Source organism: Hydromonas duriensis (assembly GCF_004363775.1).
Classification (GTDB): Bacteria; Pseudomonadota; Gammaproteobacteria; order Burkholderiales; family Burkholderiaceae; genus Hydromonas; species Hydromonas duriensis.
On the sequence record NZ_SNZE01000038.1, the window covers coordinates 1 to 12,602 of the forward strand.

General features: G+C 42.6%; 11 protein-coding genes and 1 pseudogene. 6 read left to right on the forward strand and 6 right to left on the reverse strand.

The genetic code is table 11. The annotated features are described in order from the left end of the window. Positions 1-704: pseudogene (locus DFR44_RS10670) on the reverse strand (hypothetical protein); the annotation flags it as partial. An 849-nt stretch (positions 705-1,553) separates the two neighbouring features. Between DFR44_RS10670 and DFR44_RS10675 the strand changes: the two are divergent. Then, positions 1,554-2,591, forward strand: a complete 1,038-nt coding sequence (locus DFR44_RS10675; RefSeq protein ID WP_133621555.1) for a hypothetical protein — start codon at positions 1,554-1,556, stop codon at positions 2,589-2,591. A gap of 115 nt (positions 2,592-2,706) precedes the next feature. On the opposite strand, the gene DFR44_RS10680 is transcribed toward DFR44_RS10675, so the two are convergent. Then, a complete protein-coding gene (locus DFR44_RS10680; RefSeq protein WP_133621556.1) occupies positions 2,707-2,967 on the reverse strand; it encodes a type II toxin-antitoxin system YafQ family toxin in 261 nt (86 codons plus the stop codon). Beyond that, entirely contained in the window at positions 2,954-3,220 is a 267-nt protein-coding gene (locus DFR44_RS10685) for a type II toxin-antitoxin system RelB/DinJ family antitoxin (protein ID WP_133621557.1), read from the reverse strand. Before DFR44_RS10685 ends, DFR44_RS10680 begins: the two co-directional genes overlap by 14 nt. A 2,146-nt stretch (positions 3,221-5,366) precedes the next feature. Here DFR44_RS10685 and DFR44_RS10690 point away from each other — a divergent pair. The 5 genes from DFR44_RS10690 to DFR44_RS10710 all read left to right on the forward strand — a co-directional run bounded on the left by DFR44_RS10690 (position 5,367) and on the right by DFR44_RS10710 (position 8,847). Further along, positions 5,367-5,978, forward strand: coding sequence for a replication protein (locus DFR44_RS10690; RefSeq protein ID WP_133621558.1), 612 nt, complete (start codon positions 5,367-5,369; stop codon positions 5,976-5,978). Positions 5,979-6,052: 74 nt separating this feature from the next. After that, on the forward strand, positions 6,053-6,685 hold the full coding sequence (gene parA, locus DFR44_RS10695) for a ParA family partition ATPase (protein ID WP_133621559.1): 633 nt from the start codon (positions 6,053-6,055) through the stop codon (positions 6,683-6,685). A 65-nt stretch (positions 6,686-6,750) separates the two neighbouring features. Beyond that, positions 6,751-6,966, forward strand: a complete 216-nt coding sequence (locus DFR44_RS10700; protein WP_133621560.1) for a plasmid partition protein ParG — start codon at positions 6,751-6,753, stop codon at positions 6,964-6,966. A 188-nt stretch (positions 6,967-7,154) separates the two neighbouring features. Then, positions 7,155-8,087 (forward strand): hypothetical protein, encoded by a 933-nt coding sequence (locus DFR44_RS10705; RefSeq protein ID WP_133621561.1) that lies wholly within the window; start codon positions 7,155-7,157, stop codon positions 8,085-8,087. A gap of 193 nt (positions 8,088-8,280) precedes the next feature. Next, positions 8,281-8,847, forward strand: coding sequence for a recombinase family protein (locus DFR44_RS10710; protein ID WP_133621562.1), 567 nt, complete (start codon positions 8,281-8,283; stop codon positions 8,845-8,847). Between the two features lie 57 nt (positions 8,848-8,904). On the opposite strand, the gene DFR44_RS10715 is transcribed toward DFR44_RS10710, so the two are convergent. From DFR44_RS10715 to DFR44_RS10725, 3 genes are all read right to left on the reverse strand, one after another. Then, the gene (locus tag DFR44_RS10715; RefSeq protein WP_133621563.1) at positions 8,905-9,168 is read right to left on the reverse strand and encodes a PAAR domain-containing protein; all 264 of its coding nucleotides are present in this window, start codon (positions 9,166-9,168) and stop codon (positions 8,905-8,907) included. Positions 9,169-9,852: 684 nt separating this feature from the next. Next, positions 9,853-10,776 carry a hypothetical protein gene (locus DFR44_RS10720; RefSeq protein ID WP_133621564.1) on the reverse strand — a complete coding sequence of 308 codons (924 nt, stop codon included), beginning with the start codon at positions 10,774-10,776 and terminating at the stop codon, positions 9,853-9,855. Then, a partial coding sequence (locus tag DFR44_RS10725; RefSeq protein WP_133621565.1) for a DUF2345 domain-containing protein occupies positions 10,773-12,602 on the reverse strand: 1,830 nt, incomplete at its 5' end. The genes DFR44_RS10725 and DFR44_RS10720, both read right to left, overlap by 4 nt.

Here is a 12,602-nt window from a genome sequence, read left to right on the forward strand (position 1 = left end):
TTGACCAGTCGTTGGACATAATTGAACTGCTCACGCCAGCGATGGCCCCGATGACATTCCCATTCAGGCGGATTGTTCTCTGCTGCGCTGTAGTGTTGACTTAAACAGCGTCCGCCTCGCTTTTGCGCGAACTCTTGCAGGTCAACGAGGCTGTATAAGCGTCGTTTCATACGCGCACAGGTGAGACACCATGATCCGGAGAATAGGTTTTGTGAGGTGGCTCGAAACTGGTGGCCTTTGTCGCAACGAACGAGGAGCTTACCACCGTAGCCTGTGTAGTTCTCGGGGCCGTCGAGTAGGAGGCCGCCTTTGTCGGCGCAGATGCGCTGCACCCTTTCGATGATGAGTTGAACTTGTTTGTCTCGGTAGTTTTGAGCGACGGGGATGCCGAGCTTTTGGCGCATGTAGGCAATGTTGTCGATGGAGATACCAATTTGTTTGGACAGGGCAACATCGGACATGGTGCCGAGGGCGGCGAGTTGTGCGGGGGTCCAGTTGACTTTGTTGCGTTGGTGTAAGGGTGGGATGCCCAGTAGACTGCGTTTGTGTTGTACTTGTGCTTTGGACAGCCCCAATAGGGAGGCCACTTCGGTGTCAGTCTTTTGTCCGAGCAAGGCGATTTGCTCGGGTGTCCATTGGTGAATGGGGGTGAACTTCTTGGGTTTACGTGCCGCTGGTTTGGCAGGTTGTTTGGGTGAGCTCATGTTTGCAGTGCAATGTGTATGGGTTGGATTTGGGCTTAATTATAGTGGATGTGTTGTTTGAGCTACTGCAAATTGGTGTGTTGAGTATGCGTGGTTGAGGCTTTTGGGTTTACAAAATCACTTGATTTGCCCCAACAGTGGTGTTAAGCCGCTTGCGGTATTCAAGCGTCCAGCTTGAACATCCCGAGGCCTCGCCGAGGGACTGGGGGGAGCCAAAGACGATGGACAAGTAGCATTGCTTGCAATGCGTCACGCAGGACAAGATACGCCCTAGCGTATCGGTCGGCTTTGGGGGGCTTGCCCCGTCGCCTAGGACGCAAAGCGGACGGCTTCCCTCGTTGCGTGGTCGGTCGTTCAGACCGATTTTTGCGTTAGCAAAAACAAGTTGGGGGCATGGTACGTAGTAGCAGGCACCGAACGTAGCCCGAAACGGGGGAAGCCGTCCGCGTAGTGGCATCGCCACGAAGCAGTAAAAGGCGACCTCCGAGCGTACATTTATGTACGCGCTGGAAGTGCGCTAGCGCACTGTAAGGCAACGACTCAAGCACAAATTTCGTGCAGAAATTTGAGTAAATACGGCCGCCCTAGCGGTGCGAAGCAAGTATTTACGGTGCGCCGAGGGAGGCGCAAGCATTCGCCTTAAGGCGGAGGCTGTAGCAACACTCAATCAACCCTTCATTTTTGCATCTGTAGCAACCCCAAAAACGCGGTATTTTACTTTTTTTCCAGTAGCTGGTATTGTAGCAGGGGTCTATTCGTAAAGCGTTCTTTTATGGGGCATTAAAACCAATTTTGGTTATAATTGTTTCCGCATGAACCAATTTTGGTGCTCGTTATTTTGGAGGGGTTATGTTGTTGGATTTCAGCCGTAAGGGTAAAACCGATGGCAAGGTTGAGCAGGAGCGAAACCGCATTCGGTTGTTGTTGGCGATTTATAACCATAAGTGGCTAACGGTTCGGCAGTTGGGTGTTCTCGGCTGGCCGCGACAGAGTGTCGAGGCTCAACGGGTGAGTGCGTTTAGGTTCATCAAGACGGCGATTAAAGACGGGTTATTGCTTGAGCGCAAGATTGAGCGGCTCGGTGGCACGATTGCGGCTCTGTCGAAGCGTGGGGCGCGTTGGATGGGGCAACATGGTTATTCGTGCATCGGTGCGGAGCAGTGGGGCGAGGTTGAGAATGGGACGTGGTTTCCAGCGTCCAACTACTTTCATGACTTCATGATTAATGAGTTTCTGATTGTCTCCCATGCGCAGAAGATGCAGGACTTTTACGATTCAATAGCGTATTTTGATAGCGGCCATCGTCAGCCTCATGAGTTTAGGTACATCAATGAACGTGAGCTGAAGAAGTCGAACAAGATGGCGCAAGTACCCGATGGCGTGGTATGGGATGAATCTATCCGCGACCATTTCCTCGCGAATGAGTTGCCTGTGCGCTTCATTGAGTGCGAATCGTACCGCAAGACGGGTAGGAAGATGAACAAGATGCTCACATCGGCCATTCAGCGTTATAAATCCTCAAATACGAGTATTTCGATGTGGTTGCATCCCTTGCAAGTGGAACAAGGCATCAAGGAACGCCTGACGTTCGGTCAAGCCAAAACCGTGTTTATTTATGACGTTCAACAGCGGGATGAACGCGGTTATCGTATCGACCACAAAAAGCGGATTGTGCAAGGGGTTCATCGGTTGATTAGCAATAAGAACGGGTGGTGGCGACTGATGGGGGATGAAACGCGAGATTTTGAAATGGACTTTGCGCCGTTCGATTCCGTTACCATGCAGTTTTTACCTGAAGAAACCATAAAAGTAAGGAGGCCTGGAATCCCGACCGTTGAGGAGGAGGACGAGGACGAATTCGACTACCATCGGCAGGATTATTGGTAGGGACTTTGCTTGTCAAGGGCCTTGACAGCGGTTTGAGTTGTCAAGCCCCTTGACAGTCGATTGACTATCATTAGGGGGCACGACAGAAAACGGATTATAAAGTACGTTAAGGGTTTTAAAACAGCTCGCTGTGTGAACCGAGTCGCGCCAAACGTAACGTATTTTCATCAGACTGCTTGTAAATCAACAGCAAATCAGGCTTGACATGGCATTCACGATAGCCAAGCCAATCACCCGTCAAAGAGTGGTCACGATATTTCTCAGGCAAAACTTCATCGTTGAGAAGTTTGTAGAGCACTTCAATCAATGCAGCCTCAATTTCGCCATGCTTCTTAAAATCTCGCTTAAACACAGTTGAGCGGTCAATTGTGCGCATGAAGGTCATCCATCAAGTCATTTACTGAGTTCAAACGCTTGCCTTTCCCTGATTCGAGTTCAGTAATGGCTTTACGAGTTGTTGCGTTGGGTACTTTAACGTTAAATGGCAAACGATGCTCCTCAGCAATACGAATCATCAACAAGCGTATCGCATCAGACACGGACAAACCCATTGCTTCAAGTGCATCTGTAGCCAGTTCTTTGGTACGCGTGTCGATTCGTGCACGGACATAAGTGTCTGCAATTCCCATGACTTTCTCCTGTGTTAAGTGATGAATAGTAGATGATATTGTAGTCCCAATGTAGTCACAAATCAAGGATTTATGTTTTGCATCGACCGCAAAGATCTAAACTTTCCTGAGCCAACCTAGGCAATTTTGCCCATCCCCCAAAAATGTAAAACTTTGGTCGATCTTGTCAAGGGCCTTGACAGTCGATTGACTATCATTAGAGCCTTTGATGTGCTGATAAATGGGCTATCAAAAAGCAAAATTAACGTGTGTGATAGGCAAATTGCGTCAATTCCGAGGCTATCAATAGCCCTAGCCCCAGTGGTAGCAATGCGCTATTTTTTCACGTGAAAAGAGGCGCACTTTTATAGCGCGCCTCTTTATCCTAATTAACGATTAGGATATGGTCTGCAATGCTCACACACACATTCTACTCTGCCGAAGCGGATACGAACATACGAACGAACTTTTACAGGCTTAAATGACGGACAATTACATGTTGTCATATTAACCCCCTAACAAAAGGTGTCATGCCCACTATTACCAAAAAAACTTGGCTGGCCTATGTTTGGGATGTATAATAAAAACGTTTTACTCTCTTATGAATCCCTCAGTCAATGCAATAGTAGGTAACAGCATTGACACACAGAACCAACTGCAATTGGTTCTGTGCACCGAACAGCACGCGATTTTTTGCGTGCTGTTTTTTATCCTGAAAACATTTTACCAAAAAAACCAAGTAACGTTCGTTACGGTACAATCAAACGGCCGTCAGAATGTAAACAATTATAGACGATTATGAACAGCTTGTCAACTTTTTTATATATGTATATTGAAGTAGTAAAGCATTGCTAATGTGATAGCTACTAGAACTTAAAGCTTCAGCTACTCTGATAACTTCAATTAATGAAAACCATATAACTTAGATTGTGCAAACAAAATTGCGAACTAATTAGAATAGGTATAAATCATCAGCTAACAAATAAAGGTCAAAGCGCTTTAGTACAGTATTGTTAATGCGATAGCTACTAGAACTTAAAACTTCAGCTACTCTGATAACTTCAATTATATGAAAATCATATAACTTAGATTGCGCAAACAAAATTGCGAACTAATTAGAATAGGTATAAATCATCAGCTAACAAATAAAGGTCAAAGCGCTTTAGTACAGCATTGCTAATGTGATAGCTACTAGAACTTAAAACTTCAGCTACTCTGATAACTTCAATTATATGAAAATCATATAACTTAGATTGTGCAAACAAAATTGCGAACTAATTAGAATAGGTATAAATCATCAGCTAACAAATAAAGGTCAAAATGCTTTAGAATTAACCTACGGTACAGGCTGAGGAGCCGATGACCGTACAACCTCGGAAACGAGATAAAAGCCCTTTTTAGCCCATTCACAACGCTATAAAGGGTTTTTTCTATGCCTGCTCGGATTTTCACCCAGGTAATCCGATGTTGTTTTAAATACCTGCGGGGTGAATGGCCGCATAAGCGGCCAGAGGGGCTGGCGAAGCCCCTACACAAACCATCAATTGCGTTTACGACCGCCTATGCGGTCGTGCAACTCTTATTAAACCGTTACGGGGTTATTTATTGCGTTTTGCGGTCGTTCACGACCGTAGCAACTTTTAGCATGGCTAACTAACCGTGCTATGGATATGTCGCCAAAATACGGCGACAACGTGTGCACAACCCATTGACAAGCTATGGACAACCATAAATCGGGTTGCCCACAACTTGCCAACAGGTTGCACACACTTACCCACAGCGATTCTGGAGCTCAAAATTAAGCCCTAAAGGGCTTTAAATAAGTTTAAGAATTTGAATCTTTAAAACCACTATAAGTTGTTTAAATCATATGAATTTTTGGCCATTTAAAGATATAAGAAGCAAAATGCCTCAAACCCGCATGAAATAAGGAAACACAGTCTCAGGTTCTGAGACTTTAAGTCTCAGGTTTGGAGACTTAAAGTCTCAATTGCAGACACAAAAACGAGACCATAGAAAGTGTGTATAAAAAAATTTCATCCTCGTGATTTTGTACATTAAAAAATTTATCTCATTTTGAGCCATAAAATTAAGACTTTTTGTCTCAGGGCGTGATACTATAAGTATCAATAACATATCTCTATTTGATACCAAGACAGGAGTTAAAGTGGCAAAACCTATACAGAGCCGCCGTGGAGCGGCGAAATATGAAAAGAATCCTTTTCTCCCAGATGCTTTATCCAACAGCAAAACTGGTACAAAGCGTTTGAGCAATAAAAAGGGCGATAAGTTCATGGTGGTTTCTGAATCAGGTGAAACCGTAGCTCCAGCAGGTTTTCATGAAATCATCGAGGTTGATAAAACGAAATTCGTAAAACTATACATCAATGGCGTTAAGGCGTTTCAAGGATTAACGTCTGCAGGTGCTAAAGTTTTTGAAGTCATTTATCATGCAGTACAGGAATCACCAGGCAGCGACCGATTGTATCTCCATTTTATGAGTGTTGAACAAAACATAACACCAATCAGTCGAGCTACGTTTTTTCGTGGGATGGCTGAACTTATAGACAAAGGCTTTATTGCTGAATCTGTTGAGCCAGGAATGTACTTTTTAAACATAGATTACCTATTTAATGGTAATCGTTTAGCTTTCATCAAAGAGTACAGAATTACCAGCATGAAAGAAACAATTGAAAATAGTGTGGCAAAGCGCGACGCTGCTGACTCCGCCAAACGGGACAGCAAGACTCTTGATATTTTTGAATCAAGCGCAGAGTAGATTTTTCATTTTGTAATTTTATAAAAATATGATTTTATAAAATTATAATTTTCTAATTTTATAAGGTGGGCATAATGAAAGTCATTGCAGTATTAAATCAAAAGGGCGGTTCAGGTAAAACCACCATCGCTACTCATTTGGCTAAGTCACTTGAGCTAAAAGGTTACAGCGTTACATTAGTCGATTCAGACCCTCAAGGAAGCGCACGCGATTGGGCAGCCGTTCGTGATGAACAATCTCTTAAAGTAATTGGAATAGACAGACCAACCATTGAGAGAGATATTAAAGGCTTGGCTGCTCAAGACTTCATTGTGATTGACGGTGCACCACAAGCTGCCGATTTGGCAGTTTCAGCAATCAAAGCTGCTGATTTTGTTTTAATACCAGTACAACCATCACCTTATGACATTTGGGCTGCGGCTGACTTGGTAGACCTAGTTAAACAAAGAATTGAAGTCACAGATGGACGTTTAAAAGCTGCATTTGTCGTTTCTCGTGTAATACGCGGTACTCGAATTGGGAATGAAGTAGAAGATGCACTAAACGGCTACGGCTTACCTGTATTAGACCATAGGATTTATCAGCGTGTATCTTACCCCAGCAGCGCAGCAAGCGGTGAAACAGTTATGGACTTAGAACCTGATGGCGAAGCAGCGCACGAAGTGAGCTTGCTAACAAATGAAATCACCAATATTATAAATTTATAATATTTAAACTTGATAAAATTATAATTTTTTAATATTGTAAAAGTCTAAAATTAGGATTTTATAAAATGAGTAAAAAACTAGGCCTATCCGCTGGACGTCCATCAAGCTCAAAAGCAGCCGCTTTAAAAGCTATCTCTGAGACAGATGAAAAACTTGAACGTGTAACGGTCGAGTTGTCACCCGAACTACATCTTCGTCTTAGAACATTTTGTTTTAAAAATAAAAGAACAATGAGTTCCGTTTTGCGAGAGCTAGTGGACAAAAATATAAAGACTGAATAATAAAGGGGCACCACAAAATTCGAAAAACTCAACAACGGAACAGGCTACTTATTCAACGTCAGTATCAGCATTGTTTCATAAGCAAATCATGATTCAATTTGGAAAATTTATAGGGCAATTAAAATCCTTAGATACCAGTCTTGAGCGTTTTCCTATACCGATTTTAATTTAATGAAAGATGAAGAATTATGCTAAAAAATAGCAATAATACAGAGATTGAATTTCCTGAAGTTTACCCACACCACTTATATCATAAGTTAAAATCATCAGAAAAATTTATTATATCTTATGCCTATTTTGCTAACTGGCGCCGATTAGTAAAAAACAAGAAACTTAAAAAAAACGAAAGAAAATATTTTGAGTATTATTTCAAAGAAATTCACGCTCATTATTATTTAAAAGTTCTACGCGGTAGTAATTATGTAGCAGTTTATCGGCAAATATTTAATTTTTTACTTTCAAAAGCAAATGAAAATATTAGAACGATTCTCGCAAGCCTAACTCCATATAATGCTACGTCTTTTGTAAACGCTATGCGCTCTCAAATAGAAACGAACGCATTACTTCATAAGTTTAATTCAGATACAGAATATCATAAAACGTTCCTTGGGCTAAATGAAGATCGTTCAAAAAAGACAGACGACACAGTGACAAATATTAATACTTTAGTAACCAAATTAGATAAAGACTGCTCATACATTCCTTACGGTTCAACTTATCACGATTTGAGTCTACTTCTTCATCCAAATCCAAGTGGAATTAAGTTCTATGCTCAAGCCACAAGAGATGAACAAACCAAATTACACTCTACAAAAATAAGTTTCTTTTTTGATAAAACAATTGAATCAACCAAAGATTATGACGAGTGGTTTAATGGCCATATTTGGTTGTTTTTTTGCATTATTGAACATTTTTTAATTTTAATAGGTTCATTAAATAACGAATTCTTTTTTAACGATCAAGAGATGGAGGAAGCCTACTCTTTTGCCATGGCTGAATTAGTCAAAACAAACAAAAAGGAATTGATAGACACATTCAATGATGCTGTTAAAAACAATAGCGATGTTGAAAAGATGGTGAATGATAAAATTTCCTCTATACTTAAAAATAATAATACGTAAATCGATTACTCTCAAATTTTTATCATTTCATAAGATGTCAAGGCTATTTACCGATTTCTCAAATTAGTGAGCTATCAATAGCCCCTGCTTCAGTGATAGCTCCGATTTTAATGAAAAACACTCCCACATAAGTCATGTTTTAATTATGATAGTAGTGCTATCATAGTATCTTTAATCCTATTGAGTGTCTTTTATGATTATTGGCTATGCTCGAACATCGACCATCGAACAGCAAGCTGGATTCGATGCCCAAATCAAAGAGCTGCAATCAGTCGGTTGCACTAAGATATTTCAAGAGCAAGTTTCATCTCAATCTAAGCGCATTCAACTTGAAGCAGCTTTAGAATACGCGCGTGATGGTGATGTGTTTGTTGTCACTAAGCTAGACCGTTTGGCTCGCTCGATGCGTGACTTGATGACAATCATTGACGGCCTATCTAGTAAGAACGTGACTGTCCGAATCTTGAATTTGGGTTTGGATACCCAAACGCCGACAGCAAAATTGATTTTAAATGTCCTGGGAAGTATTGCACAGTTTGAACGTGAAATGATGCTTGAACGTCAACGCGAGGGCATTGCCAAAGCTAAGGCCGATGGTAAATACCGTGGTAGAAAGCCTATTTCTGATGAGCAACGCTTGTCTATCTTGCGCTTGAGTCATGATGGCTTTACTAAAGCAGTGATTGCCAAACAACTCAATGTCGGTGAAGCTACGGTTTACAGAATCCTGGCCGAAGAAAGAAAACTTAAGGCGATTTAGCCATGTCGCTAACAACTTGAACGACAGACCAAATTTGCTCAAGCTCAGTATGAGCGATTAGCCAATCTTAAACGTCTCGCAACCAGTTGTAATGGTCGCGCCACATGCTGTTTTAGAACCCACATGCGCAAGAGCCTGCCCCATGGTTTGAGATTGAGGCACGAGGCTGCTCACGATTGGATTTTGACCATGCTCAGTGCAGTCTAAAATATCGCCAATTCGAGCGACAGGTACATCGCCCACATTGAATGTCGGCGAGGCCGTGATGATTTTACCGCCGTGGTCTGAAGTGTCGCCTAGGCGAGCTACTGGATATGACATTTTTTCTTTTCCGTTTAAAACTAACACAATTTCAGAACTAAATTGGCAACCTCAAGCCAAGTTAACTTCATATGTTGCCTTTAATTTAATGCAAAGTATAACGCCTTAGCTGTGATTGTTTTTGAGTATCAATCACAATTTTCTGATCTGACCCACAATTCACAATTGCTCGAAGCCAATTTAATTTTTTTAAGTCGTCTATCGTTGTTAAATCAATATGGTGTCCGACGTCTTCATTTTTTTGTGATTCTTTAACTTGAGTCTTAATGTCATCGGCCGCACCCTTCATAAAGGGGGCTACGTCTTTTTTCTACAGTGACCTGAAGCGTTGGTTCATTGGAGCGTTTTTTGGCTAAGCATGTTTCTCACCCCCTACTTTCATTCGCCAAATGTTGATAGTATTGCACCATATCCAAAAAAAAGGGAACCAACTAAAAATACAGACGAAAAAGTAATGAAAACGAGCACTTTAATGCATTCCATGCATGTGAATAAATGCCTGAAAACCTTTATATAGAAGTAAACCATACCAATTATGACCGCCACTGGAAATGCAAATGTCATAGCCAAGCCGTAGAATAGTGAATTATTCTGGATAAAAGAAGTGCTTATTATATAGATATACAATGGGAATGCCCATAACAATGACATACAATAAAGAAAAGAAAATATAATTTTTTTCATCTATGTGCCCCTAAAAAATGAAGACGGTACAGGTGTTTCCCAACCAGGGATTTGATACCCTGGCGTTACTATTTTTGGAACATAGCCCATAACACTGTTTAATAATCCAGCGATATAAGAACTGCTATTATATTCTCCAGGATCCATTACAGACCCGCCAAGATTATCTGGCACAGAGTAATCTAAGCTATAGCTTTGGAATTTATAGGCGTTAGCCACTAGGCGTTTTTTAAATTCATCTCTTGTCATACCAGCAGGAGGTTTTATATCAATCCTCAAAACTATGAATTTTGGATAATCTGTATAGAAATTGGAGATAAGCTTCCCTCCCACCTTCGAAGAAGGCTGACCATCAGTCCCCCATATTCCGAAATATAGGTCTTCGATCATTAGAGTAAAATGTAAACTTGGCTTAGACGGGCTGACCATGCCACCGATACTACCAACTTGGGTTTCTCCAACACCAAAAGAGCCAGCCTTCCTAGCATACAGGCTAAATTTTATTCTTGGTACTCGTGTTTCTTTAGTGTTAGGTTTGTCACTTTGTGCACTTGATACACCATCAGTATATTTTTTTATATTCGGAACATTCCATTTGTTGCTACCTTCTTGAAACATCTCCTTTACTTGTCCTCGCCATAATACTGTTTTGCCTTCATCTGCATAAACAATCCAAACTGCAGATATTTCATCTTTAGCTCCATCTTCCCAACTCGGAAATCTAGACTCAAGAGGGTATCTCGCCAAACTTTCTCCTTCTGCTGAAAAAAATTGTTGCGTGGCAGATGTGATTTTAGTTTCTTGAGTCTGATAATCACTATACAGAAAGACATCATATGTAATCTTACGATCCTTTAGTTGCGCAAGATGGGCTTTGCTTAATTGATTTTTGTTTATTTTTAGTCTTGTAAAAAAAGTAGTCATTTCATCTCTTTCGGTAGCAATTTTGCCGTGAACTCTTCTGGTACTTGCGAATAAACAACTTCTGTTTTTCCCTCTGAATCAGTTTTACTTTTAATGATTAAATCACCGTTCTCATTCCAAATAGCATAGTCATGATTAGTGTACAGATTGTCTTCATCATCTATAAATACAAATTGAATGTCATAATTTTTCAAATTAGAGAACTCTGGCAAAGCGAGATTGACTTGTTTTTCCCCTGGCAAATTATGGCTACCCGCATGAGCCTTCCAGCTACCAAGGGTTCCTTCTTCAATCCCACCTGCATTTATGCGGATATAGCTGCCCCCTGCAGTAATCAAAACTTCCTTCTTCGCCGCAATCTCAATCGACTCCTTAGCACTAATCAACTTCATCACTTTATCCGCAATGATTTCGATGTTATCACTCTGCGCTTGAATCTCCACTTTCCCCTTGGCCGCAAACAGTTTCATCCCCAGTGTTTGGGTAAAGAAGCTAATGCCCTTAGATACAGAAGCCGCCAAACGTTTACCGACCGACAAGCTCAAGTCTTGTCCTGTGGTAATTGCTGTGTGTGCATTACTCGCAATGTGAACAGTTTTAGGTGTTGCCAACTCAATCCCCGCAGGGCTACCCAAGACCAAATGCGGTTGTTTCAATTCAGGGAACTTGTCTTTATCGGTTTCAGTTGCTGATTGAGCGTCTTTAGATTCGTCACCCTCGCCTTTAACCTTCCAAGTCGCACCCGTTTTAGGGTCAGGTGCCGTCATGGCTTGTGCTTTGGCAATCGCAGCGTTGGCTTTGTCTTTTGGATGCGCTTCGCCACTGATGTCATGGTTTTGATTCAACAGCTCCGCTTGTGCCGTGTCATCGATGCTCCGTTCATCAGCTTTATGGTCAATCGCCAGTTCAGCAAAGCTGTGGTGTTGATTGTGTGCTGTTTTTAACACTCCGACGATTTCAGACATGTCTTTGACGTGACTTGTGCCTGTGGCTCGGGTGTAGGTGGATAACATCATACCCTTGGCACTGCGAATCGCGCCCCAACCGTCCGAGCGTAACTCAAACCCTTGGCCGCGATAGTCGGCTCGACCTTTAACATCAGGTATGCGGGTGATGTAGCCTAGATTCAGCTGGCTCAGTTGATGGTCGCTGGTGAGCTGTACTTGGACTTCTTTGGGTGTGTCGTCCATTATCAAGTGGTTGTTCTGTGCGCCGTCAATCTCTTTAGATTTGAAACCGCTTAAGGCAAGCTGACTGGGCAGTTCCCAGTTGGGCATGGTGTCGGGATTGCTTAAACGGCCACTGACAAAGGGCATGTCGGGATCGGCCGACAAGAAGTCGATGATGACTTCTTGGCCGATGCGCGGGTGTTGGATGCCGCCGAAGTTGGTGCCTTGCCAGGGTGACGATACACGCACCCAGCAGGAGCTGTTTTCATCGGATGCGCCGTAACGGTCCCAGTGGAATTGCACTTTGACACGCCCATATTGGTCGACCCATACTTCTTTGTCTTTGGGACCGACCACGATGGCGGTTTGTGTCCGTGCTTCGGGTTTCTTTAATCGACGGTCGGGGCGCACTTGTTCGTTGTCAGGGTGCAGGGTGAACTCGACGTGGATGCTGTATTTTGAGTCGCTGTGCGTTTCTTGTGAGGTCTCTGTGGCGTGTAGCGTGGTGCCGAGTACTATCCAACCACGATTAGCGTCTTCGTGGGTGCTGTTGCGGATGAATAGGCTGTGGCCTGATTGGATGCCGCGTAGGTTGCCTGCTGCGATGGCGCGGTGTCCGTGTTGACGGATGGCTTCCATGTAGACTTGGGCTTTGTC

Coding starts and splice junctions, on each gene's coding strand:
- DFR44_RS10675 (WP_133621555.1), top strand. CDS start 1,554: ATGTTGTTGGATTTCAGCCGTAAGGGTAAAACCGATGGCAAGGTTGAG.
- DFR44_RS10680 (WP_133621556.1), bottom strand. CDS start 2,967: ATGCGCACAATTGACCGCTCAACTGTGTTTAAGCGAGATTTTAAGAAG.
- DFR44_RS10685 (WP_133621557.1), bottom strand. CDS start 3,220: ATGGGAATTGCAGACACTTATGTCCGTGCACGAATCGACACGCGTACC.
- parA (WP_133621559.1), top strand. CDS start 6,053: ATGAAAGTCATTGCAGTATTAAATCAAAAGGGCGGTTCAGGTAAAACC.
- DFR44_RS10700 (WP_133621560.1), top strand. CDS start 6,751: ATGAGTAAAAAACTAGGCCTATCCGCTGGACGTCCATCAAGCTCAAAA.
- DFR44_RS10705 (WP_133621561.1), top strand. CDS start 7,155: ATGCTAAAAAATAGCAATAATACAGAGATTGAATTTCCTGAAGTTTAC.
- DFR44_RS10710 (WP_133621562.1), top strand. CDS start 8,281: ATGATTATTGGCTATGCTCGAACATCGACCATCGAACAGCAAGCTGGA.
- DFR44_RS10715 (WP_133621563.1), bottom strand. CDS start 9,168: ATGTCATATCCAGTAGCTCGCCTAGGCGACACTTCAGACCACGGCGGT.
- DFR44_RS10720 (WP_133621564.1), bottom strand. CDS start 10,776: ATGACTACTTTTTTTACAAGACTAAAAATAAACAAAAATCAATTAAGC.